A 22,059-nucleotide genomic window follows, 5' to 3' on the forward strand; every position below is an offset into this window, starting at 1 on the left:
CCGGATCCTTCCGCATGCTTCGACACGGCAGAGGTCGATCGACTCGTGCCGTGTCGAATCCGCGCCGCGACCCCGCGCGACCGCGCGCTCGACGGCCCGCGCGAACCGGCGCCCGCCCGACCGCCCGGCCCGCGCGCGGCTCAGCCCGCGACGCCGTCCCAGTCGGCGTACGGGTCCCACCCCGTGGTCGGCACGGGCACGCCGCCGCGGACGAGGTCCGCCGCGCCCCGGGGCACCACCACACCGATCGCCCGGAACCCACCCGGCAGCGCCACGTCCGGCGGGAACGTCGCGAGCAGCCCGTGGTCCTCGCCGCCGTGCAGGGAGACATCGTCGAGGTGGACGGACAACGTCAGCGTCACCCCGCTCGCCCGCGCCAGCCGGCCCGCGTCGATCGCCAGCCCGTCCGACAGGTCGAGCATCGCCGTCGCCCCACCCGCAGCAGCTGCCGGCCCGTCCGCGATCGGCGGCACCGGCCGGCGCTGCCGTCCCACGTCCGGGTCCTCGTCGGCGCCGCTCGCCCGGGTCGCCGCAGCCGAGGGCGTCCCCGACGCATCGACCCCGTCGCGGAACAGCCGCGACAGCCCCCGCGCCGCACGTCCGAGCTCTCCCGACACCGCCACGACGTCCCCGGCGCGGGCACCGGACCGCAGCACCGGAGCCCGTCCTCCGAGGTCACCGAACGCCGTCACCGCGAGGGTGAACGCCGACGAGGTCGACAGGTCCCCGCCGACCACGCCGCACCCGGGCGCCAACGCATCGACCGCGAGTCGGAAGCCGTCCGCGATGCCCTCGAGCACCGCGACGGGCGTGTCCTGCGGCGCGGCGATCGCGACCACGAGTCCGGACGGCACCGCGCCCATCGCCGCGACGTCCGACAGGTTCGTCGCCGCGGCCTTCCACCCGACGTCCTCGGGCGAGGACCACGCCCACCGGAAGTCCGGCCCGTGCACCATCATGTCCGTCGTCACCACGAAGCGGCCGTCGGGCGCTGCGACCACGGCGCAGTCGTCGCCGGGTCCGACGATCGGCGACCCGGCCGGCAACCGGGAGGTCACCCGGTCGAGCACGACCAGCTCCCCCAACTCCCCCACCGTCGGCCCGGTCCAGTCCACCGGCGCAGCCCGTTCGTCCCTCGCGTCCACACGAGAACGGTAGCCTGGAGCCGATGGACACCGTGCGCCGCCCCACCCGGATCCTCGCCGCGCTCGGCGTCGTCGTCGCCCTGGCTGCCGGCCTGACGGGCTGCACGAACGCCGTCGCGATGACCGCTGCCCCGTCCGCTGACGCCGCCGCGTGCGCCGCCGCCCAGGTCCGCCTGCCCGACACGGTGGACACGAAGTACGCGCTCCGCAACACGAACGCACAGTCGACCGCCGCGTGGGGCGACCCGTCCGCGGCGCTCTACCACTGCGGTGTCGCGGTCCCGACGGTGTCCGACCTGCCGTGCTTCTCGCAGGGGTCGGTCGACTGGATCCGGGACGACCAGGACAAGCGCATCGTGTACACGACCTTCGGCCGCGACCCGGCCGTCCAGGTCGTCATCGACACCTCGAAGACGACGAGTCAGGTCCTGCAGGACATCGGCACCGCCGTCGAGACCCTGCCGAAGGACGGGCACAAGTGCCTCGATCCCTCGGACGTGCAGGGCTGACTCGACCCGACGCTCGTCGCGACGTGCAGGGCTGACGCGCCCCGACACTCGTCGCGACGTGCAGGGCTGACGCGCCCCGACGCTCGTCGCGACGTGCAGGGCTGACGCGACCCGGTACCGGCCGGGAGGCCCGGGTCGGGCCCGCACCGAGCCTCCCGTCCGGTACGGAACCGGCCACAGGCCGTCGTGCGGTCAGCGGACCGCCGCGCGCCCCAGCTCGATGAGCTCGGTGACCAGCTCCGGGTAGGTGACCCCGGTCGCCGCCCAGCAGCGCGGGTACATCGAGAACGGGGTGAAGCCGGGCATCGTGTTGACCTCGTTCACGACGAAACCGTCGTCGGTGAGGAAGCAGTCGACGCGGGCCAGCCCGGAGCCGCCGATGGCCTCGAACGCACGGGCGCCGATGGAGCGGATCTCGTCCGTCTCGGCCTCGGTGAGGGGCGCCGGGCAGAGCAGCTGCTCGTCACCGCCGAGGTACTTCGCGGCGAAGTCGTAGAAGCCGTCCTCGGCGACGACGATCTCGCCGGGGAGGCTCGTGCGCGGCACACCGTCACGGCCCTCGAGCACGGCGACCTCGACCTCCCGGCCGACGATCCGGGGCTCGACGATGACCTTGCTGTCGTGCTCGAAGCCGAGCCGCATGGCGGCTGCGAGGTCCTCGGGCGAGTCGACACGGGACACGCCCATGCTCGACCCGGCACGCGCCGGCTTCACGAACAGCGGCCAGCCGTGCGCGGCGATGCGCTCGGCGACGTCGAGCTCGTCCGCTTCCCACTCGCGGCGGAGCACCGTCGTCCACGGTGCGACCCGGAGTCCGGCGTGCTCCAGGACGGCCTTCGCGACGTGCTTGTCCATCGCGAGCGCGCTCGCGAGGACACCGTCCCCGGCGTACGGCAGGCCGGCGGTCTCGAGGAGGCCCTGGATGGTGCCGTCCTCGCCGAAGGGGCCGTGCAGGATCGGGAACACCAGGTCGACCGGGATCGTGGTGACGCTGCCGTCCGCGTGCTCGACGGTCAGTGCGCGCGGTTCCGCGGCGCTCGGGAACCGGACCCGCGTCCCGTTGTCGGGCACGGTCGGCAGCTGCTGCCCGACGAGCGCCCACTGCTCCGGGTCGTCGGGCTGGAGCGTGAACGCGCCGTCCTTCGTGATGCCGACCGGCACGATGTCGTACGCGGCGCGGTCGACCGCGTCCATGATGCCGCCGGCGGTCACGCAGCTGATCTCGTGCTCGCTGGACCGGCCGCCGAACAGGACGACGACGGTGGTGGTGCTGGTCATGGGCGCTCCCGGATGCAGAGTGGCCGGACCGGTCACTCGCCCTGGGGCTCGTCGGTCTCGGTGAGGTGCGGCGCGATGTTGCGCGGATCGAGCCTACCGGCGAGCACCTCGGCGACCTGCCCCACGATGGGCATGTCGACGCCGTTCGCCGCGGCGAGCTCGAGGATCGGTGCGACGGACGCCAGGCCCTCGGCGGTCTGGTTCATCTGCCGGACGACCTCGTCGAAGCGGTACCCCTGGCCGAGCAGGCGCCCGGCGGTGTTGTTCCGCGACAGCGGCGACTGGCACGTGGCGATGAGGTCGCCGAGGCCCGCGAGCCCGGAGAGCGTCGAGGGCTGCGCGCCGAGCGACACCGCGAAGTCGGTCATCTCGGCGAGGCCGCGCGTGATGATCGACGCCTTCGTGTTCTCGCCGTAGCCGACACCGTCGACGATGCCGATCGCGACGGCGATGAGGTTCTTCAGCACCCCGCCGAACTCGGTACCGATCACGTCGGTGTTGATGAACGACCGGAAGTACGGGTTCGTCGCGACCGCGGCGACGGCGCTGGCGGTGTCCGCGCTCGACGAGGACACGACGGCCGCGGTGGGCTGGCGTCGGGCGATCTCGAGCGCCAGGTTCGGGCCGCTCGCGACGGCGATGCGGTCCTGGTCGATGCCGAGGCCCTCGAGCAGGACCTCGCTCATCCGGAGGCCGGTGGCCTTCTCGACGCCCTTCATCAGGCTGACGACGGGGACGCCGGCCGGCAGCAGTTCCCGGATCGCGGCGAGGTTCGAGCGCAGCGTCTGCGACGGCACCGAGACGTAGACCTGCTCCGCGCCGTCGAGCACGGACGCCAGCGACGTCGACGCGGTCAGCGTGCGGGGCAGGTTGATGCCGGGCAGGTACTCGGAGTTCCGCTTCGTCTCGGTGATCTCGCGCGCGACCTCGGGACGACGTGCCCACAGGACGGTGGACGCACCGCCCTCGGCGAGGACCTTCGCGAACGTGGTCCCCCAGCTCCCGGCGCCGATCACGGCGACGCGGGGCTTGTCGGTGGACTGCATCACGACGCGGATGGCGGCGGTGTCCACGGCGCCACGAGCGGCGGCGGTGGGATCCGGGTGGTCGTCGTGCGGGCGGAGGCCGGGCGCGGCGGCCCGGTCGGGTCCGCTGGCGGCGCGTGCGTCACTCAAACTTGCCGGTTTCCTTCTGGTTGTTCGCGGACGGGTCCCACCGCTTCGCCGGTGCCTGCTCCCCGCGGAGCTGCTCGACGAGCTCGGTGATCCGGTCCATCACGATGGCGGTCGCCTCGATGAGCATCTGCTGGTCGATCGGCCGGCCGCGGTACGCCGACAGGTCGACGGGGTCGCCGAAGACGATGTCCACGCGGGACGGCGGGAACAGCCGGAGCTTGTTCGAGTACCGCGCCATGATCTTCTGCGTGCCCCAGTGCGCCATCGGGATGAGCGGGACGTCGTTCTCGAGCGCGATCCGCACCGCACCGGTCTTGCCGCGCATCGGCCACAGGTCCGGGTCACGGGTGAGCGTGCCCTCCGGGTAGACGATCACGGCGCCGCCCGACTCGACGAGGGACTTGCCCCCGCGGAGCGGGTCGTTCAGCCGGGTCCGGCCGCTGCGCTCGACGGGGATCTGCCCCATGCCGCTCATCAGCTTGCCGAGCACCGGGACGCGGAACAGCGACGCCTTCGCCAGGAAGCGGGGCTGCCGGCGGCTGATGTACACCGCGGTGCCCACGACCAGGGGGTCGATGTTCGTGTAGTGGTTCGGCGCGAGCACGAACGCGCCGTCCTCGGGGAGGCGGTTCGGGCCGTGCCAGTGGTAGCGCGCGGTGAACCGGAACGTCGGGATCACGAAGATCGCGGTGATCCGGAACGCCAGGTTCAGGTCGCCGCGCTTCCACCGGCGGCCGGGGTTCGGCAGGCCGGTCGTGACCCGGTCGAGGTCACGGCCGGACGCCGGCGCGCCGGGGCCGTCGTTCGCTGCCACGTCAGCCCGCGAAGTCGAAGTCCGCGCCGAGCTTCCGCAGCTTCGGGATGAAGTGCTCGTACCCGCGGGAGATGATGCCGACGTTCGTGATGTGCGACTCGCCCTCCGCGGTCAGCGCCGCGATGAGGTGGCTGAAGCCACCACGGAGGTCGGGCACGCGGACGTTCGCCCCGTGCAGCTTGGTCGGGCCGGTGATGACCGCGGCCTGCTCGAACGGGCGGCGGGCGACACGGCGGTCGTGCCCGGGCAGCCCCTCCTTGTGCACGACGATGTCCGCACCCATCTCGTTGAGCGCGTCGGTGAAGCCGAAGCGGTTCTCGTAGACGGTCTCGTGCACGACGCTCCGGCCCTCGGCCTGCGTCAGCGCCACGACGAGCGGCTGCTGCCAGTCGGTCATGAAGCCGGGGTGCACGTCGGTCTCGATGACGACGGGCTTCAGGACGTCGAGCTCGCGGTAGAACCGGATGCCGTCTTCCTGGATGTCGAAGCCGCCGCCGACCTTGCGGAAGACGTTGAGGAACGTCATGAGCTCCTGCTGCTTCGCGCCCTCGACGAAGATGTCGCCGTTGGTCGCGAGTGCGGCGGACGCCCAGCTCGCTGCCTCGTTGCGGTCGTTGATCGCACGGTGCGTGTAGCCACGGAGGGACTTGACGCCCTCGATGAAGATCGTGCGGCTCGGCTCGACCGTGATGATCGCGCCCATCTTCTGCAGGATCGCGATGAGGTCCATGATCTCGGGCTCGATCGCGGCGTTCCGGAGTTCGGTCACGCCGTCGGCGAGGGTCGACGAGAGCAGGACCTGCTCCGTCGCACCGACGCTCGGGTACGGGAGCTCGATGTTCGCCCCCTTGAGGCCGTTCGGCGCCGTGATGTGGATGCCGGAGATCTGCTTGTCGACGACGGCACCCATGGCGCGGAGCGCGTCGAGGTGGAAGTCGATCGGGCGGTCGCCGATGCGGCAGCCACCGAGGTCGGGGATGAATGCTTCACCGAGCTTGTGCAGCAGCGGGCCGCAGAACAGGATCGGGATGCGGCTCGACCCGGCGTGGGCGTCGATCTCGGCGAAGTGCGCCGACTCGACGTTCGACGGGTCGAGGATGAGCTCGCCTCGTGCAGGATCGGTGATGCGCACGCCGTGCACCTCGAGCAGCGCGCGGACGACCTTGACGTCGGAGATGTCCGGGACGTCCTTGAGGATCGACGGGGTGTCGCCGAGCAGCGAGGCGACCATGGCCTTCGTCGCGAGGTTCTTCGCGCCGCGCACCTCGATGCGTCCGACCAGCGGCTTCCCGCCGCGGATGACGATCTCGTCCGACTTGAGTCCCACGCGTGCCCCTGCAGCTGCTGCGTCCTGTACGAGAGAGTTCACTACTTCACCGGCAATGTTTTCGGCCGCCAGGTTCCCCGGCGGGATTCGAACTCCGTGATCGAGGTCTCGTCACGGAGGGTGAGCCCGATGTCGTCGAGCCCTTCCATCAACCGCCAACGAGTGTAAGCGTCGATCTCGAAAGCCACGTCCACATCGCCCAGCGACACGCGCTGGGTCGCCAGGTCCACCGTCGCCTCGATGCCCGGGTTCGCCTCGATCGCAGCCCAGAGCCGCTCGACTTCCGGTTCGGTCACGATTGCGGTGACCAGGCCCTGCTTGCCCGCGTTGCCCTTGAAGATGTCCGCGAAGCGGGGCGAGACCACGACCTTGAAGCCGAAGTCACGGAGTGCCCACACCGCGTGCTCGCGCGAGGAACCGGTGCCGAAGTCCGGGCCGGCGACGAGCACCTGGGCGCCCTGGTACTCGGGCTGGTTGAGCACGAACGCCGGGTCCTGGCGCCAGCCGGAGAACAGTGCGTCCTCGAAGCCGGTCTTCGTGACGCGCTTCAGGTAGACCGCCGGGATGATCTGGTCGGTGTCGACGTTCGACCGCTTCAGCGGTGCGGCGATCCCGGTGACGGTGCCGATCTTGTCCATCAGCGGACCCCTTCGGTGTTCTCCGACGCGATCGCGTCGACGTTGGTGCGTGCATCGTCCTCGGCCAGGTCCCACGGGCTCGAGAGCGTGCCACGGACGGCGGTGGCGGCGGCGACGAGCGGCGACACGAGGTGCGTCCGGCCGCCCTTGCCCTGGCGTCCCTCGAAGTTGCGGTTCGAGGTGGACGCGCAGCGCTCCCCCGGCGCGAGCTGGTCGGGGTTCATGCCGAGGCACATCGAGCAGCCGGCGAACCGCCACTCCGCCCCGAAGTCGATGAAGACCTTGTCGAGCCCCTCGGCCTCGGCCTCGAGCCGCACCCGGGCGGACCCCGGCACGACCATCACGCGGACGCCCTCGGCCTTGGTCCGGCCCTCGATCACGGACGCGAAGGCCCGGAGGTCCTCGATGCGCGAGTTCGTGCACGAGCCCATGAACACCGCGTCGACGGCGATGTCCTTCATCGGCGTGCCGGCCTCGATGTCCATGTACTCCAGCGCGCGCTGTGCGGCGGCCTGGTCGTTCGGGTCCGCGTAGTCGGCCGGGTTCGGCACGGACTCGGAGAGCGAGACGCCCTGGCCGGGGTTCGTGCCCCAGGTGACGAACGGCTCGAGCGAGTCGGCGTCGATGAACACCTCGGCGTCGAACACCGCGTCGTCGTCGGTGTTCAGCGTGTCCCAGTACGCGACCGCTTCGTCCCAGTCGGCGCCGGCCGGTGCGTGGTCGCGGCCCTGCACGTAGTCGTAGGTGATCTGGTCAGGGCCGACCATCCCGGCACGGGCGCCGGCCTCGATCGACATGTTGCAGATCGTCATGCGGCCCTCCATCGAGAGCGCCCGGATCGCCGAGCCGCGGTACTCGAGCACGTAGCCCTGCCCGCCGCCGGTGCCGATCTTCGCGATCACGGCGAGGATGATGTCCTTCGCCGTGACCCCCGGGCGGAGTGCGCCCTCGACGGTGATCGCCATCGTCTTGAAGGGCTTCAGCGGCAGGGTCTGCGTGGCGAGGACGTGCTCGACCTCGCTCGTGCCGATGCCGAACGCCATCGCGCCGAACGCGCCGTGCGTCGAGGTGTGCGAGTCGCCGCACACCACCGTGATGCCGGGCATCGTCAGGCCGAGCTGCGGGCCGACGACGTGCACGATCCCCTGCTCCTTGTCGCCGAGCGAGTGCAGGCGGACGCCGAACTCGGCACAGTTGCGACGGAGCGTCTCGATCTGGGTGCGGCTCGTCGGGTCGGCGATCGGCCGGTCGATGGCGAGCGTCGGGGTGTTGTGGTCCTCGGTCGCGATCGTGAGGTCGAGTCGGCGCACCGGGCGACCGGCCTGCCGCAGCCCGTCGAAGGCCTGCGGGCTCGTCACCTCGTGCACGAGGTGCAGGTCGATGTAGAGGAGGTCCGGCTTCCCGTCCTCACCCTTGACGACGACGTGGTCGTCCCACACCTTCTCGGCGAGCGTCCTGCCCATGCTCTCGACCCTTCGGTTCGCGTTCGTCGGACACCGCTGTCGCGGCGCGATCCGGTCACTCTAGCACTGGTATACCAACTGGCCCACCTCCGCCACGGGGCCGGTTCCACCCGGCCGGGAGGCTCGGCGTGCGTTCTGCAACACCTGTCGCGGTGGGAGAATGGCCGGGTCATGACGAACCCCGCGCACTCCACCCGAACGGTCAACCTCGAGGGCGCCGCACGCGCCGCGATCGCTGGAGGCGCTCCGCTCGCCCTGCTCATCGCGCTCGGGATGCCCGGGTACGCGGCCTTCGCGATGTTCGCCGGGTTCACCGCGATCTTCGGCGCGACGGAGCAGTACCGGCAGCGTGCCGTGACGACGGGCGTCGCGGGCGGCCTGCAGATCCTGTGCATGTTCGCAGGGATCGCGGTGTCCCTGGCCGGCTCGCAGCTCTGGTTGCAGGCCGTCGGGCTCGTCGGGGTGCTCGTGGTGGCCGTGTGCACGCTCAGCACCCTGCGGACGATCCCCGCACAGCCGATCTTCCCGACGTTCGCGTTCGTGGTGTCCGCGCTCGTGCCGCTGAAGCCCGCCGACCTGCCGCTCGTCGTGACCATCATCCTCGGGTCCGTCGCATGGGCATGGCTCGTCGCGATGTCCGGCTTCGTCATCCGCCGGTTCTGGCACCCGCGGGCCCCGCACCGCTTCCGTCCGCTCGCGCCGCTGAAGGAGCGCGGGCTCGGCATCCTCCGAACCGGGGCGCTCTGGGAGACCGTCGGGCTCAACGTCGTCGGGGCGCTCGTCGCCGGCGCGATCGCGGAGTCGATCCCCGGCCTCGGGCACCCGTACTGGGCCGTGATCGCGGTCGTGTCGACGCTGCCGGCGCTCCGGCAGCGGCACACCGTCCTCCGGGCGTTCCAGCGCTTCATCGGCACGATCGGCGGCACCGTGATCGCGGTCGGGATCCTGCTGCTCGAACCCGGAGCGTGGTGGATCGTCGTGATCGCCGTCGTCGGGCAGTTCTTCGCGGAGATCTTCGTCGCCCGGAACTACGCCGTGTGCCTGCTGTTCCTGACGCCGCTCGCGCTCGCGGTGTCGTGGCTGAGTCTCCCCGAGGCGCCGGAGCTCCTCGCGCTCGACCGCGTCGCGCAGACCACGCTCGGCGCCCTCGTCAGCGTCGCGCTGCTCGTCGTCGGGCGCGCGATCGAGCGTCGGCGAGGCCGCGCGCTCGGCGCCACGAGCGCCATCCGCACGGTCTGATGCCGGGCCGCTTGTCGGCGGCGCCCGGCAGGATCAGGGCATGGACGACGACTACCGGATCGTCGAGGGCCCGCCGCCGCTCGACGACTACCTCCGCCTCCGCCGCGACTCCGGGCTGACCCCGGTCCGTCCGGACCAGGGAGCCGGGGCGATCAGCGGCAGCTGGTCCGCCTGTCACGTGGTGGCCGCCGACGGCGCACCCGTCGCGATGGGCCGAGTGCTCGGTGACGGCGGCTGGTACTTCCACATCGCGGACATCGCCACCGACCCCGCGCACCAGCGCCGAGGCCTCGGGCGGCGCGTGCTCGAGTGGCTCATCGCCGACATCCGGACACGAGCCCCCGAGGGCGCGTACGTCTCGCTCATCGGGGACCCGCCCGGGCAGCCGCTGTACCGCTCGCTCGGACTCGACGACGTCGCTCCGAGCCTGGGGATGGCAGCCGTCCTGCGGTAGTCGGCCAGCGACGGGTACCTCCGTCGCGGCGTCCGTCAGTCGGGCTGGATGTTCCAGGCGTCGATGACCGGGCGGCCGTGCTCGTACCCGAGGATGCTCACCGAGGCCGTGCCGAGCTTCAGCACGGCGCCGTCCTGCGGCGCGAGCCGGATCCAGGCGGCACCGATCGCCCGCAGCACGTGCCCGTGCGCGACGAACACCGCGTCCTGGCCCTCGGCGAGCACCGGACGCGCACGGTTCAGCACGCGCTCCGCACGGACCCGGACCTCGGCAGCGCTCTCGCCGGGGGTGTCCCCCTCGGGCACGCCGTCGGTCCAGAGGTCCCACGGCCCGTGCCGCTGCACCTTGATCTGCGGCGTGGTCAGTCCCTCGTACGCGCCGTAGTCCCACTCGTAGAGGTCCTCGTCGAGCTCCGGGTCGACGCCGATCAGCGCCGCGGTGTCGCGGGCGCGCTGCAGCGGGCTCGAGAGCGCGAGGGCGAAGTCACGGTCCGCCAGGTACCGGCCGGCACGCTCCGCCTGCTCGATGCCGTTGTCGGTGAGCGGGATGTCGGTGCGGCCGGTGTGCTGACCGCTCTTCGACCACTCCGTCTCTCCGTGGCGGACGAGGACGAGTTCGCCGGGGCGTTCCGAGGTCATGGGTTCCTTCCGATCCAGAGGCCGAGCGCGGCTGCGCCGACCGAGACGACGAGCATGCCGAGGCCGTTCAGGACGGCGAGCCGGGTCTTGCCGGATCGGAGGAGCTGCACGGTCTCGACACTCGCCGTCGAGAACGTCGTGTACCCACCCATCATGCCCGTGCCGAGGATGGCGACTCCCGGGATCGCGAGCGTGCCGGACTCCCCGAGTCCCGTGAGGAGCCCGAGGACGAACGACCCCGTGACGTTGATGATCGCCGTGCCGACGGGGAAGCCGGTGACCCGCGCCTTGACGAGGCCGTCGAGGACGAACCGGAGCGCGGCACCGACGCCACCGCCGATCGCCACCAGGAGCAGTTCGAGCGCGCTCACCGGGTGGCTCCACGCGGACGCAGCAGCGACGCGACCCAGAGCCCGGCGACGACCGCCGCGAGACCGGCCACGACGGTCAGGAGCGCGTACCCGGAGCCGGCGCCCCACCGCCCGACGTCGAGCAACCGCGCCGTGTCGTCCGCCAGGGTGCTGTAGGTCGTGAAGCCGCCGAGCACGCCGGTCCCGACGAACAGCCGGAGCGCACGACGTCGCCCGACGTCCGGACCGCGGCGGGCGAGGGTGTCCAGGAGCAGCCCGAGACAGAACGCCCCGACGACGTTGATGCCGACGATGGTCCAGCTCACGCCGTCCACGGCGGGCAGCAGGTCGGCGAGCACCGCGCGGATCGCCGTGCCGATCGCCCCGCCGAGTACGACGAGTCCGATGTACCCCCACTGCAGGTGCGGTGGTCGGGCGTCGCGGGGCACGGTCACGCGGTTCTCCTCTCGCCGAGCCGCCCCACCATACCGACCAGGCCGATCGAGAGCGCAGTCGTTGCGGCCAGGGCGCCCTTCGCGCGCAACGTGTGCGCACTCGACGGCCAGCGGGGCGGAACCAGCACGGGCATGAACGACGAAGGTCCCCGTCCGGGTGGACGAGGACCTTCGGTTGGTGACCCCAGCGGGATTCGAACCCGCGTTACCGCCGTGAGAGGGCAGCGTACTAGGCCGCTATACGATGGGGCCGCGGCAGGCATGTTGTCGGACTCGGAAGCTAGCCACCTGTGGTGACCCCAGCGGGATTCGAACCCGCGTTACCGCCGTGAGAGGGCAGCGTACTAGGCCGCTATACGATGGGGCCGTTCCGACAACTCGACAAGTATGGCACACGGCTCGCAACCTGCCAAAACGAGGCGTGTCGCCCGGGTGTGCCGCCATGCCGCTCGGAGCATACGGTGGATCGATGACCGCGCGGATCGGGCTCTCGGGGTGGCAGTACGACGGCTGGCGCGGCGACTTCTACCCGGAACGACTGGCCAAGCGGCGGTGGCTCGAGTACGTCGCCGAGCGGTTCTCCACGGTCGAGCTGAACGGCTCCTTCTACTCCCTGCAGCGACCGGAGCGGTACCGGGCCTGGCGTGCCGCTGTCCCGCCGGGCTTCCGGTTCGCGGTGAAGGGCGGCCGGTACGTCACGCACATGCTGCGGCTCCGGAACGCGGAGACGGCGCTGGCGAACTTCTTCGCGTCCGGCCCGCTCGAGCTCGGCGACACCCTCGGCCCGGTGCTCTGGCAGCTGCCGGAAGCGCTCAGCCCGACCCCCGAAGTGCTCGACACCTTCCTGTCGCTGCTGCCCGACACCCACGCCGCGGCCGCCGAACTCGCCGCACGGCACGACGACAAGGTCGCGGACGCGCCGGTCGTCGCCGAGGACCCGGCACGGACGATCGACCACGCCGTCGAGTTCCGTTCGACCGTCACCCCGGAGCAGCTCGACGTCCTCCGCCGGCACCGCGTGGCGCTCGTCGACTCGCACGCCGGCGACTTCCCACGCTTCCGCGCGGACACCGGCGCGCGGATCGCCTACCTCCGCCTGCACGGCGCACCAAGGACGTACCACGACGGGTACTCGCCGCAGGCCCTCGGCCGGTGGGCCACTACGGTCCTCGACCACCTCGACGCCGGCCGGGACGCCTACGTGTACTTCGACAACGACGCGGAACGGCACGCACCGTGGGACGCGCTGGCCCTCGACCGGATCGTCGGCGACCGCCTGCGGACCCGGGCGGCGGGACGGGGACGAGCCGAGCCTCCAGGCCGGTGATCCGCGCTCAGATCGTGAGCGACTCGCCCGGCCGGAGCACGACCAGCGCGCCGACGGGCTCGATCATCTCCCGGAGCCGGCCGTTGTGCATGCCGTAGCCGACCTCGGAGAGGGTGGCCTCGTGCACCGGGTACGCGCGCTGCGGTGCGATCGCGGCGACGTAGTCCATCATCTCGGCGACCTTGAGCCACGGGGCGCCGACGGGTGCGGCGAGGACCTCCACCGGGACGCCCGGGTCGGTGTAGCTGTCGCCCGGGTAGAAGAGCCGGCCGTTCACGAACACCCCGGTGTTGTCCACGACGGGGACGGACGAGTGGATGACGTTGTGGCGGGTGCCGTGGAAGGTGAGCTCGAAGGGCCCGACGACGCGGCGGTCCCCGTCGGTGACGACGTCCACGGCGAAGTCGGGCAGGGCCGCGGCGACCCCGGCCGGGCCGAACACGAGCGCCCCGGGGTTCGCGTCGAGGACCCGCTGCAGTTGCTCCGGCGTGACGTGGTCGGGGTGCTCGTGGGTGAGGACGACCGCGGCGACACCGGTGACGTCGACCGGCCGCGTGAAGTTGCCGGGGTCGATGACGAGCCGGGATCCGACGATCTCGACGACCTGGCAGGCGTGCTCGAGCTTCGTGACGTCCATGCCGGCGAGCGTACGCGCGCGCGGCGCGGCGCAGCGGGCGGCGGCCCGGCCGGGCCGGCCGGGCCGCCGGGGCCGGGCCGCCGGGGCCGGGCCGGCCGGGGCCGGGCCGGCCGGGCCGGCGCGCCGGTGCCGTTTGCCCTTGCACAACGGAAACCGGCTCGCACCACGGACGTCCGTGGTGCGAGCCGGTTTCCGCTGTGCGAATACAACTCGCACCGCGCCGGCCGCGCCCGCGCCGGCCGCGCCCGCGCCGGCCGCGCCCACGCCCGCGCCGGCCGCGCCCGCGCCGGCCGCGCCCGCGCCGCCCGCGCCGCCCGCGCCCGCGCCGCCCCGCGCCTAGCGCGCCCGCGGCGCCCCCGTGCTCGACCGCACCACGAGCGACACCGGCGCCGGCGCCACCGCCCGCGGCCGGGCCCCGTCCACCTCGGCGAGCACCGCCCGCGCGGCGGTCCTCCCCTGCGCCTCCGGGTCCTGCGCGATCGTGGTCAACCCGACCGCCGCGCCGTACTCGTGCCCGTCGATGCCGATCACGGACAGGTCCCCGGGGACGTCGAGCCCGAGCCGGGCCGCGGTGAGCATCACCCCGAGCGCCATCTCGTCGGACGCGCAGAAGACGGCCGTCGGGCGGCCGGGACTGGCAGCCGGCGGACCGTCCAGCAGCGCCGCACCCGCAGCCACCCCGCCCGCGAACGAGAACCGCCCGTCGACGATCCACCGCGGCGGCACGGCGAGACCCGCTGCGGCCATCGCGTCGAGGAACCCGTCCCGCCGCCGGAACGGCACCGCGACGTTCATCCCCGCCTCGTCCTGCCCGCCGACGTACGCGATCTGCCGGTGCCCGAGCCCGAGCAGGTGCGACACGGCCAAGTGCGAGACGACGTCGTCGTCCACTCCGACGTTCCGGAGGCCGGGCGCGGGCCCGCCGATCACGATCATCGGGTGCTCACTCAGCTGCAGCTCGGACCGCTCGGTCTCGTCGAGGACGAGGGAGAGCAGCACGAGCGCGTCCACCCGCTGCCGCAGCATGGAGCGGCGGAACGCCCGGTCACGGTCGCCGTCCGGACCGCCGAGGTTGTAGAGCACGAGGTCGTACCCGGCCTGCCGCAGCTCAGCGTCCACACCGCCGAGCGCCTTGACGTAGAACCACCGGTCGAGCACCGGCACGACGACGCCGACCGCGCGCTGCCGCCCGGTGGCGAGGCCGGCAGCCGCCGAGCTCGGCACGTACCCGAGCTCGTCGGCGACCCGCCGCACCTGGTCGATCGTGGTGTCGGCCACCGACGGCAGTCCACGCAGGGCGCGGGACACCGTCGCCTTCGACAGTCCGGTGACGGTCGCGATCTCCTGGATCCCCATCGCTACGCCGCCGGGAGGCCCGTCAGCCGTCCGTGGCGTGCGTCACGTCACCGACGTCACGGCTCCCGTGCCCCACACCGGTCACGGCGACGGGTCGCGGACGGCGGGGCGCCGGGTCGTCCCACCCGGAGTGCGCGTGGTCCCGGAAGACCGTCGCGACGGGCTGCTCGCCACCGGGGACGTGCACGCCGACGGGGTGCGCATCACGGCGGACGGGGCGTCCGGCTGCCTCGGCCTCGGCGGCCTCGGTGCGCCGGACGACCCGGACCCGCCAGCGGTCGAGCACCACGATGACGAGCACGCACGCCAGCAGCGTGAGCGCCCAGCCGAGCGCGGGACGACCGGTGAACTCGCAGAACACGGTGACGGCGAGGAACGCGATGCCGAAGAACCCGACGAAGCCCATGGCCTCCTCGATCGGTGCGGAGGGACGGCGCGGTGCCTTGAGTGCCATGACGATCAGCCCTTCACACCACCGGCGGTGAGGCCGGCCACGATGCGTCGCTGGAAGATGAGCACCAGGATGACGAGCGGGATCGTGACGATCGTGCCCGCCGCCATCACCGCCGTGTAGGGCTCCTGGTGCGGCTGGGTGCCGGCGAACGAGGCGATCGCGACGGTCACCGGCTGCGTGGCGTCGCTGGAGAGCTGCGAGGAGATCAGGTACTCGTTCCAGGAGGAGATGAACGCCAGGATCGCCGTCGTGAACACCGCGGGGGCCGCCAGCGGCAGGATGATCCGCCGGAACGCCTGCACGCGGGTGCAGCCGTCGATGCGGGCCGCTTCCTCGAGGTCCCACGGCATCTCGCGGAAGAACGACGCGAGCGTGTAGACCGTCAGCGGCAGCACGAACGAGATGCTCGGCAGGATCAGCGCCTGGTACGTGCCCATCCACCCGATGTCGGTGAAGAGCTGGAACAGCGGGGAGATCAGCGCGACGCCCGGGAACATCGACGCGGCGAGGATCGCCCCGGCGATGAGGGACTTGCCACGGAACTCCAGCCGGGCCAGTGCGTACGCGGCGCTCGTGCCGACGAGCAGCGCGATGATCGTCACGACGCCACCGATGATGAGGCTGTTGAGCAGCGCCCGTCCGAGGTGGTTGCCGAGCGAGGTCGCGAACGCCGTCGTGTAGTTGTCGAGCGTCACGTGCGTCGGCCACGGGGTCGGGTCGAACGTGAACCCGACGTCGCGGAAGCTCGTCACGACCATCCAGTAGAACGGCAGCAGGCACCAGACGGCGATGATCACCGCCTGGATGCCGGTGCGGAGCTTCGGGCCGGTGTCGCGCTTGACGCGGACCTCGGCACGGTCGATGGACCGTTCGCGGGAGCGGGTGGTGGACCGGGGCCGGTCCGCTGCGAGGGTCACTTGAGTTCACCCTTCTGCTGTGCTGCCTGCGTCTGCACGACGTTCGCCCCGAGGAAGCGGACGAACAGGAACGCGACGATGAAGATGATCAGGAACGTGATCGTCGACAGGGCCGACGCCGAGTTGAACCCCTGCCGGATCTGGTCCACGACGAGGATCGAGAGCGTGGTCGTGGCGTTGCCGGAACCACCGCCGCCGCCGGTCAGGATCGCGGGGAGGTCGTACATGCGCAGCGCGTCGAGCACGCGGAACAGGATCGCGACCATGAGTGCGGGCTTCAGCAGGGGCAGCGTGATGAGCATGAAGCGCTGCACGGTCGAGGCGCCGTCCATCTTCCCGGCCTCGTAGACCTCTTCCGGGATGAGCTGGAGCCCCGCGAGGATGAGGAGCGCCATGAACGGGGTGGTCTTCCACGTGTCCGCGATGATGATCGCGAACCGGGACGCCCACTCGCCGGAGGTCCAGAGGACCTGGTGGCCGATGACGTGGTTGAGCACGCCGTTCGCGTCGAAGATGAAGTACCAGAGCTTCGCGGTGACGGCGGTCGGGATCGCCCACGGCACCAGGATCGCGGCACGGACGAGCGCGCGGCCCTTGAAGTTGCGGTTCATGATGATCGCCATCCAGACGCCGATCAGCGTCTCGAGGAGCACGGTCACCACGGTGAAGAAGAACGTGTTGCCGAACGACACCCAGAACTGGGAGCCGAGGCTGCCGGGCGGGCACACGGTGTCGCCGCACTGCTGACCGAGCCAGTGCACGTAGTTGGTGACGCCGGCGAAACCGCCGGCGACGAACAGGCCGGTCGCCTTGTCGAGTCCGGCGTCGAGCTGGAACGACTGGATGATCGCGCTGACGACCGGGTAGCCGATGACGACCGCGAGGAGCACGATCGTGGGACCGATGAGGTACACGGCCCACCGGCCGTGTTCCGCGTTGAGTCCGCCGCGTCGCCGCTTCTGCGGCTCCAGACCCTGGGGATTCGGGATCGCTGCTGGGATCTCGGTTGCTGCTGACACTGACGGCCTCCTTGCCGGTGTCGGAACGCACGTTGGGGCGGTCTGGAGGCTCGTGGCGATGCCGCCACGAGCCTCCAGTCCGATGCGGCGTGAGCCGCTCGCGACCGTGTCGCTAGTTGCTGGTGGTCGCCGTCTTGAGGGCGGCTTCCATGTCCTTCATCGCCTCGTCGACGCTCTTCGAGCCCTTCAGGGCCGCGTAGGAGTTGTCCTGGATCGCCTTCGTCACGGCCGGGTAGTACGGCGTGACCGGGCGGGGCTCCGCGCTCTGGATCGACTTCAGCAGGGTCGGCAGGTACGGCAGCTTCGAGGTCAGCTCGGAGTCCGTGTAGAGGTCACCGACGACCGGGGCGAGCGAGCCCTGGGTCGCGAAGAACTTCTGCGTGTCGTTCGAGGTGAGGAACTCGAGGAAGTCGTGCGCCGTCGCCTTGTGCTTCGAGTACACGCTGATCGCGGCGTTGTGCCCGCCGAGCGTCGAGGCACCGACGCCGTCGGCACCCGGGATCGGGGCGATGCCGAAGGTGTCCTTCACCTTGGAGGACCCATCGGTCTTCGCGAGGTTGTAGACGTAGGGCCAGTTGCGCAGGAACAGCAGCTTGCCGCTCTCGAACGCGGTGCGGCCCTGCTCCTCCTGGTAAGTGATCGCCTCGGCCGGGATGTTCCCGTCCTTGAACGCGTCGACCAGGTTCTGCAGGCCGGCCTTGGCCTTCGCGGTGTCGACGTCCGGTGCGCCGCTCTTGTTCAGGATCGAGCCGCCGGAGCCGTTGACCGCTTCGGACGCGTTGACCGTCAGGCCCTCGTACTTCGCGAACTGGCCGGCGTAGCAGCCGATGCCGTTGTCCTTGGCGATCTGGCAGTCCTTCATCATCTCGGCCCACGTGGTCGGGGGCGTCTTGACGAGGTCCTTGCGGTAGTAGAGCAGCGCGCCGTCGGAGGTCTGCGGGGCGGCGTAGAGCGTGTCGTTGTACGTCGCGGTCTTCACCGTGGCCGGCAGCAGCTTCGACGTGTCGATCTTCATGTCGCCCTTGAGCGGCGTCAGCCAGCCCTTCGCGGCGAACTCCGCGGTCCACACCACGTCGACGTCCACCACGTCGTAGCCGTCGTCCTTGGCCTGGAAGTGCTGCACGAGGTCGTCGTGCTGCTGGTCGGCCTGGTCGGACTGCTCCTTGAAGGTGACCTTCTCCTTCGGGTGGGCCTTGTTCCACTTGGCGATCAGCGGGCGGACCACGTTGGAGTTGTCCTTGCCCTGGACGTAGGTGATCGGGCCGTGGCTGTCGGTGCCGCTCTGGGCGTCGTCCGATGCCGAGCTGCCGCTCGAGCAGCCCGCGAGGGTGAGGCCGATCACGGCGACCCCCGCCACCGATGCAAGACGCATCTTCGCGCGTGTGTTCTTCACAGCGTTGTCTCCTCATCGAGATCACCAGGGCGCGACGATCGGGTGTCGACGGTGCGCTCCTGGAGCAGGCGACGCTGCCTGCTGGGCGTGGACGCTACGCCCGCCCCCGGCGTTCCGCAACCGGTTGCATCGAAGCCGTGACCTGAGTGTGACCTTCGGAGTTGCCAAGCGTTCCTGGGTGAGCGCTCACGCGGGTCGTGGTCGCCGTGCGGGACGCGGTGCGGGGTCCCGCATGATCCCCGCCACGGTCACCGGCTGCCGTTGTGGGGGTCAGGAGGGCGACCGTAGCGTCCCCGACATGGCATCCCTCTCCGCCGTCACCGTCCCCGGCCCGCGCCGAGTCATCGGCGTCAACCTCGACGGTCCGCTGCCCGAGCTCGTCGCCGACGAGACCGGCTCCTCCGCGCTGGTCATCGGCTACCGCGACGGCTACCCCGTCAGCACCCTCGACGTGCTGCTCACCGACGACCCCGCCGACGCCACCCGTGCGCTCGCGCCCCTCGTCGACTCCCTGGTCGAGGCCGGCGCGTTCGACGACCACGCACCCGTCACCGACGACCAGCTCCCGACGATCTCCGTCGTGGTCTCCACCGTCGTCGACCGCGTCGAGGACCTCGGGAAGCTGCTCGACGTCCTCGAGCACCTCGACTACCCGCGGCACGAGGTCATCCTCGTGGACAACCGCGTGAAGGTCCCCGACATCGACGCGCTCCCCGCACTCCTCGAGGGTCGCGACGTGCGGCTCGTCACCGAGCGGCGCCCCGGGCTCTCCGCCGGACGCAACGCCGGCGTGGCAGCGGCGACCGGCGACGTCATCGCGTTCACCGACGACGACGTCCGCGTCGACCCGCAGTGGCTCCGCGCCATCGGCACCCGGTTCGTCCGCGAGCCCGGCCTCGACGCCGTCACCGGCGTGATCCTGCCCGTCGAGCTCACGACCCCGGCGCAGATCTGGTACGAGGCGTACTACGGCGGCTTCAGTGCCGAGCGCACCTTCTCCCCCGTCACGATCGTCCCCGACGACGTACAGGGCGCGATGCGGCACGCCCGCGTCTCCGCCGTGCGGCCCGACGGCACCGTCCGGAAGCACTTCGCGGTGTACGGCATCGGCGCGTACGGCGCCGGGGCGAACATGGCGTACCGCCGCTCCCTCATCGAGACGGTCGGCGGCTTCGACACCACGCTCGGCGCCGGCTCCCCCGCCCGCGGCGGCGAGGACCTCGCGATGTTCATCGAGACGCTGTGGCGCGGCGGACGCATCGGCTTCGAGCCGCACGCGGTCGTGCACCACCGGCACCGCCAGACCATCGAGGACCTGCACAAGCAGCTGCACGGCAACGGCGTCGGGTTCACCGCGCTGATGTGCGCGCTCGCCGCGAAGGACCGTCGGCACCTGACGGTCCTCGCCCGGCTGATGCCGCTGGCCGCGAAGGTCAAGGCGAAGCAGATGGCGTCCCGGCTCGCCGGTCGTCGAGACGCGGCGACGGAGACCACGAACGAGGCCTCGACGACGCACATCCCGCGCTCGCTGGCGTACCACGAGCTCCGCGGCTTCCCGGCCGGCCCCGCCGCCTGGTTCCGCAGCCGTCGGCGCTGGCGCGACGTGGAGGCCGGGCGCTTCCGCGCGTAGCCGCGCCGCGCCCCCTGGGCGTGCGGGGCGGCAACGGCGCCGCTTCGCACAACGAAAGACACCCGGCACCACGGATTCCCGTGGTGCCGGGTGCTTTTGGTTGTGCGGCGCCCGGTCGCACCGCGGACGCGAAGCGCGGCGCCAGCGGGCGCGCCAGCGGGCGCGCGGCGCGGCCTACGCGCGCGAGCGCAAGCGCCCGAGCACGTAGCGCCACGGGCCGCCGAGCGCGGCGACGAGCTCGACCCGCTTGAGCCCGGCCGTCGCGGCGCGGAACTCGTCGTCGACCGGCCACGTCGCCGCGGCGGAGACGGCAGCGGACACCTGGTCCGCCCCCGAGCCCTGCCCGAGCGCCCCGAGCTGCCGGAGCGCGCCGGCCGCCCGGCGGAACACGGCCAGTGCGGTGCGCGGACGCGTCATCAGCTTCGCGACCCACGCCCCGAGCCCGGTGCCGTAGCCGAGCGCCTGGGAGCGCAGCGCCTCCCGGTCCGAGCGGTGCTTGTGCCACACGAAGGCGGAGGGCTCCACGGCGAGCGCCCCACCGGAGAGCAGCACACGGGTGAACAGGTCCGGGTCCTCCCCCGCGCGGGACGGGGTGCCCGGGCCGAGCGCGACGTCGAACCCGCCGAGCGCGAGTGCGGCCGAGCGCCGGAGCGACATGTTCGCGCCGGTGCCGAACGCGCCGACCGAGAACGGGAAGAGCGGCAGGTCCGCCGGGGGTGCCGCGGTGCGGAACACCCGGCGGTCGAGGTTCCGCGCCCAGGTCACGCGCTCGTCGAAGTACCGCTGGGTCGGGGAGCGCAGCTCACCGCTCGGCACGAGCCCGGTCACGCAGACCACGTCCGCGTCGCGGGCGTACGCCTCGGCGAGCGCGGCGAGCCAGTGGCGGTCGACGACGACGTCGTCGTCGACGAACGCGACCACGGCCCCGGACGCGAGGGCGAGACCGGCGTTCCGTGCGCGTGAGACGCCGGGTCGGGCCTCCAGGACGTAGTGCAGGCGGTCGTCGCGGAACGACGCGACCACGTCGCGGGTGGCGGTGGTGGTCGGGGCGTTGTCGACGACGAACACCTCGAAGTCGTCGTACGCGGAGGCGAGCACCGAGGCGACGCAGCGGCGCACGTCCTCGGGGCGGTCGCGGGTGCCGATGACGACCGACATGCGGCCGGTCGCGTCGCCCTGCGGGGCGGCCGGGAGGCTCGTGGCACGGAGGCCGCGGAGGGCGGGTTCCAGCTCGGCCGGGTCCACGTCCCCACCCGCGTCGACGGTGACGTCGACGAACCCGGCGACCTCGCGTCCGTCGCGGACGAGCAGGCGGGCGCGCCGGAAGCCCTCGGCGCCGGCGAGGGCGACGGCGGACGCGGCGAGCGCCTCCTGCCGGTCGACGGCGCCGACCCACGCCGCGCCGGCCCAGGTGGGCACGTCGGGCGACGGCATCGCGGGGGCGATCGTGAGCACGCGGGACGCGGTGGCCTGGTGGTCGGTCATGCTCCGATGCTCCGGGGCGCTCCGCACGGGCGCAACGGCGGGTCACGCCGGTTGCGGCGACCCCCGTTCCTCTTGCGGTTTGCCGCCACCGACCAGGCCGTTGCCCGTAAGATCGCAGGGACGATCCGGCGGCAGCACGCCGGACACGAGGAGGACGAATGCCGCTGGGCCCCAGGACCGAGCTCGGTGCCGTCCTCCCGTCCGAGGAGACCGTCGTCGTGGTGGACGCCGCGACCTGTGTCTGCGGTCACGTGCAGGACGCGCACGAGCACTACCGGCCGGGCAGCGACTGCGCCCTCTGCGACTGCCGGAAGTTCCGCAAGAAGCGCTGATCAGGGGGCGCTTCCCAGGGTGGG

Annotated in this window: 23 protein-coding genes and 2 tRNA genes; 6 read left to right on the plus strand and 19 right to left on the minus strand. The window is 71.9% G+C overall.

What is annotated here, in order from left to right:
- Positions 1-140: 140 nt before the first annotated feature.
- Entirely contained in the window at positions 141-1,145 is a 1,005-nt protein-coding gene (thiL, locus tag EDF27_RS15540) for a thiamine-phosphate kinase (RefSeq protein WP_243698383.1), read from the minus strand.
- Between the two features lie 23 nt (positions 1,146-1,168).
- Here thiL and EDF27_RS15545 point away from each other — a divergent pair, with 23 nt between their 5' ends.
- Complete coding sequence (locus EDF27_RS15545) at positions 1,169-1,654, plus strand: DUF3515 family protein (protein ID WP_123653763.1); 486 nt, start codon at positions 1,169-1,171, stop codon at positions 1,652-1,654.
- Between the two features lie 192 nt (positions 1,655-1,846).
- Here the strand turns inward: EDF27_RS15545 and EDF27_RS15550 are convergent, their stop codons facing one another.
- From EDF27_RS15550 to leuC, 6 genes are all read right to left on the minus strand, one after another.
- A complete protein-coding gene (locus tag EDF27_RS15550) occupies positions 1,847-2,932 on the minus strand; it encodes a D-alanine--D-alanine ligase family protein (RefSeq protein WP_123653764.1) in 1,086 nt (361 codons plus the stop codon).
- Between the two features lie 32 nt (positions 2,933-2,964).
- Positions 2,965-3,978, minus strand: coding sequence for an NAD(P)H-dependent glycerol-3-phosphate dehydrogenase (locus tag EDF27_RS15555; RefSeq protein WP_132049864.1), 1,014 nt, complete (start codon positions 3,976-3,978; stop codon positions 2,965-2,967).
- A 121-nt stretch (positions 3,979-4,099) separates the two neighbouring features.
- Entirely contained in the window at positions 4,100-4,921 is an 822-nt protein-coding gene (locus EDF27_RS15560) for a lysophospholipid acyltransferase family protein (protein WP_132049788.1), read from the minus strand.
- 1 nt (position 4,922) lies between these two features.
- Positions 4,923-6,290, minus strand: coding sequence for a UDP-N-acetylglucosamine 1-carboxyvinyltransferase (gene murA, locus EDF27_RS15565; RefSeq protein WP_123653765.1), 1,368 nt, complete (start codon positions 6,288-6,290; stop codon positions 4,923-4,925).
- Positions 6,290-6,886: a 3-isopropylmalate dehydratase small subunit gene (gene leuD / locus EDF27_RS15570; protein WP_123653766.1), complete on the minus strand. Its 597-nt coding sequence runs from the start codon at positions 6,884-6,886 to the stop codon at positions 6,290-6,292. The genes murA and leuD overlap by 1 nt, the downstream gene beginning before the upstream one ends.
- Positions 6,886-8,349 carry a 3-isopropylmalate dehydratase large subunit gene (gene leuC, locus EDF27_RS15575; RefSeq protein ID WP_132049790.1) on the minus strand — a complete coding sequence of 488 codons (1,464 nt, stop codon included), beginning with the start codon at positions 8,347-8,349 and terminating at the stop codon, positions 6,886-6,888. Before leuC ends, leuD begins: the two co-directional genes overlap by 1 nt.
- Positions 8,350-8,520: 171 nt before the next feature.
- Here leuC and EDF27_RS15580 point away from each other — a divergent pair, with 171 nt between their 5' ends.
- Both EDF27_RS15580 and EDF27_RS15585 read left to right on the plus strand, forming a co-directional pair.
- The gene (locus EDF27_RS15580; RefSeq protein WP_123653768.1) at positions 8,521-9,588 is read left to right on the plus strand and encodes an FUSC family protein; all 1,068 of its coding nucleotides are present in this window, start codon (positions 8,521-8,523) and stop codon (positions 9,586-9,588) included.
- A gap of 40 nt (positions 9,589-9,628) precedes the next feature.
- The gene (locus EDF27_RS15585) at positions 9,629-10,042 is read left to right on the plus strand and encodes a GNAT family N-acetyltransferase (RefSeq protein ID WP_132049792.1); all 414 of its coding nucleotides are present in this window, start codon (positions 9,629-9,631) and stop codon (positions 10,040-10,042) included.
- 35 nt (positions 10,043-10,077) lie between these two features.
- Here the strand turns inward: EDF27_RS15585 and EDF27_RS15590 are convergent, their stop codons facing one another.
- The 5 genes from EDF27_RS15590 to EDF27_RS15610 all read right to left on the minus strand — a co-directional run bounded on the left by EDF27_RS15590 (position 10,078) and on the right by EDF27_RS15610 (position 11,852).
- Complete coding sequence (locus EDF27_RS15590; RefSeq protein WP_123704762.1) at positions 10,078-10,680, minus strand: histidine phosphatase family protein; 603 nt, start codon at positions 10,678-10,680, stop codon at positions 10,078-10,080.
- Positions 10,677-11,051, minus strand: coding sequence for a fluoride efflux transporter CrcB (gene crcB / locus EDF27_RS15595; protein ID WP_123653771.1), 375 nt, complete (start codon positions 11,049-11,051; stop codon positions 10,677-10,679). Before crcB ends, EDF27_RS15590 begins: the two co-directional genes overlap by 4 nt.
- Positions 11,048-11,485, minus strand: coding sequence for a CrcB family protein (locus EDF27_RS15600; RefSeq protein ID WP_123653772.1), 438 nt, complete (start codon positions 11,483-11,485; stop codon positions 11,048-11,050). The genes crcB and EDF27_RS15600 overlap by 4 nt, the downstream gene beginning before the upstream one ends.
- A 176-nt stretch (positions 11,486-11,661) precedes the next feature.
- A tRNA-Glu gene (locus EDF27_RS15605) sits at positions 11,662-11,737 on the minus strand.
- Positions 11,738-11,776: 39 nt separating this feature from the next.
- Positions 11,777-11,852 (minus strand) — tRNA-Glu (locus EDF27_RS15610).
- A 102-nt stretch (positions 11,853-11,954) separates the two neighbouring features.
- Here EDF27_RS15610 and EDF27_RS15615 point away from each other — a divergent pair.
- Positions 11,955-12,812: a DUF72 domain-containing protein gene (locus tag EDF27_RS15615; protein WP_132049794.1), complete on the plus strand. Its 858-nt coding sequence runs from the start codon at positions 11,955-11,957 to the stop codon at positions 12,810-12,812.
- 7 nt (positions 12,813-12,819) lie between these two features.
- On the opposite strand, the gene EDF27_RS15620 is transcribed toward EDF27_RS15615, so the two are convergent.
- The 6 genes from EDF27_RS15620 to EDF27_RS15650 form a co-directional block, all read right to left on the minus strand.
- Complete coding sequence (locus tag EDF27_RS15620) at positions 12,820-13,449, minus strand: MBL fold metallo-hydrolase (protein WP_132049796.1); 630 nt, start codon at positions 13,447-13,449, stop codon at positions 12,820-12,822.
- A 336-nt stretch (positions 13,450-13,785) separates the two neighbouring features.
- Positions 13,786-14,805, minus strand: coding sequence for a LacI family DNA-binding transcriptional regulator (locus EDF27_RS15630; RefSeq protein ID WP_132049798.1), 1,020 nt, complete (start codon positions 14,803-14,805; stop codon positions 13,786-13,788).
- Between the two features lie 22 nt (positions 14,806-14,827).
- On the minus strand, positions 14,828-15,259 hold the full coding sequence (locus EDF27_RS19970; RefSeq protein WP_207909646.1) for a hypothetical protein: 432 nt from the start codon (positions 15,257-15,259) through the stop codon (positions 14,828-14,830).
- Between the two features lie 5 nt (positions 15,260-15,264).
- Entirely contained in the window at positions 15,265-16,122 is an 858-nt protein-coding gene (locus EDF27_RS15640) for a carbohydrate ABC transporter permease (RefSeq protein WP_243698386.1), read from the minus strand.
- A gap of 50 nt (positions 16,123-16,172) precedes the next feature.
- Positions 16,173-17,147 carry a sugar ABC transporter permease gene (locus tag EDF27_RS15645; protein WP_123653897.1) on the minus strand — a complete coding sequence of 325 codons (975 nt, stop codon included), beginning with the start codon at positions 17,145-17,147 and terminating at the stop codon, positions 16,173-16,175.
- Positions 17,148-17,307: 160 nt separating this feature from the next.
- Positions 17,308-18,567, minus strand: coding sequence for an ABC transporter substrate-binding protein (locus tag EDF27_RS15650; RefSeq protein ID WP_123653898.1), 1,260 nt, complete (start codon positions 18,565-18,567; stop codon positions 17,308-17,310).
- Between the two features lie 319 nt (positions 18,568-18,886).
- Between EDF27_RS15650 and EDF27_RS15655 the strand changes: the two genes are divergently transcribed.
- Positions 18,887-20,218: a glycosyltransferase gene (locus EDF27_RS15655; protein WP_165931525.1), complete on the plus strand. Its 1,332-nt coding sequence runs from the start codon at positions 18,887-18,889 to the stop codon at positions 20,216-20,218.
- A 174-nt stretch (positions 20,219-20,392) separates the two neighbouring features.
- Here EDF27_RS15655 and EDF27_RS15660 read toward each other — a convergent pair whose 3' ends face one another.
- On the minus strand, positions 20,393-21,703 hold the full coding sequence (locus EDF27_RS15660; protein WP_132049802.1) for a glycosyltransferase: 1,311 nt from the start codon (positions 21,701-21,703) through the stop codon (positions 20,393-20,395).
- A 158-nt stretch (positions 21,704-21,861) separates the two neighbouring features.
- On the opposite strand from EDF27_RS15660, the gene EDF27_RS19805 reads away from it, so the two are divergent.
- Positions 21,862-22,035, plus strand: a complete 174-nt coding sequence (locus tag EDF27_RS19805) for a hypothetical protein (RefSeq protein WP_165931526.1) — start codon at positions 21,862-21,864, stop codon at positions 22,033-22,035.
- Positions 22,036-22,059: the final 24 nt, after the last annotated feature.

The organism is Curtobacterium sp. PhB136, assembly GCF_004346855.1.
GTDB lineage: Bacteria > Actinomycetota > Actinomycetes > Actinomycetales > Microbacteriaceae > Curtobacterium.

Bases quoted from the DNA above. Each gene is read 5' to 3' on its own strand.
- EDF27_RS15545 (WP_123653763.1), top strand. From the start codon at position 1,169: ATGGACACCGTGCGCCGCCCCACCCGGATCCTCGCCGCGCTCGGCGTC.
- EDF27_RS15550 (WP_123653764.1), bottom strand. From the start codon at position 2,932: ATGACCAGCACCACCACCGTCGTCGTCCTGTTCGGCGGCCGGTCCAGC.
- EDF27_RS15555 (WP_132049864.1), bottom strand. From the start codon at position 3,978: ATGCAGTCCACCGACAAGCCCCGCGTCGCCGTGATCGGCGCCGGGAGC.
- leuD (WP_123653766.1), bottom strand. From the start codon at position 6,886: ATGGACAAGATCGGCACCGTCACCGGGATCGCCGCACCGCTGAAGCGG.
- leuC (WP_132049790.1), bottom strand. From the start codon at position 8,349: ATGGGCAGGACGCTCGCCGAGAAGGTGTGGGACGACCACGTCGTCGTC.
- EDF27_RS15580 (WP_123653768.1), top strand. From the start codon at position 8,521: ATGACGAACCCCGCGCACTCCACCCGAACGGTCAACCTCGAGGGCGCC.
- EDF27_RS15585 (WP_132049792.1), top strand. From the start codon at position 9,629: ATGGACGACGACTACCGGATCGTCGAGGGCCCGCCGCCGCTCGACGAC.
- EDF27_RS15590 (WP_123704762.1), bottom strand. From the start codon at position 10,680: ATGACCTCGGAACGCCCCGGCGAACTCGTCCTCGTCCGCCACGGAGAG.
- EDF27_RS15615 (WP_132049794.1), top strand. From the start codon at position 11,955: ATGACCGCGCGGATCGGGCTCTCGGGGTGGCAGTACGACGGCTGGCGC.
- EDF27_RS15620 (WP_132049796.1), bottom strand. From the start codon at position 13,449: ATGGACGTCACGAAGCTCGAGCACGCCTGCCAGGTCGTCGAGATCGTC.
- EDF27_RS15630 (WP_132049798.1), bottom strand. From the start codon at position 14,805: ATGGGGATCCAGGAGATCGCGACCGTCACCGGACTGTCGAAGGCGACG.
- EDF27_RS19970 (WP_207909646.1), bottom strand. From the start codon at position 15,259: ATGGCACTCAAGGCACCGCGCCGTCCCTCCGCACCGATCGAGGAGGCC.
- EDF27_RS15650 (WP_123653898.1), bottom strand. From the start codon at position 18,567: ATGCGTCTTGCATCGGTGGCGGGGGTCGCCGTGATCGGCCTCACCCTC.
- EDF27_RS15655 (WP_165931525.1), top strand. From the start codon at position 18,887: ATGGCATCCCTCTCCGCCGTCACCGTCCCCGGCCCGCGCCGAGTCATC.
- EDF27_RS15660 (WP_132049802.1), bottom strand. From the start codon at position 21,703: ATGACCGACCACCAGGCCACCGCGTCCCGCGTGCTCACGATCGCCCCC.
- EDF27_RS19805 (WP_165931526.1), top strand. From the start codon at position 21,862: ATGCCGCTGGGCCCCAGGACCGAGCTCGGTGCCGTCCTCCCGTCCGAG.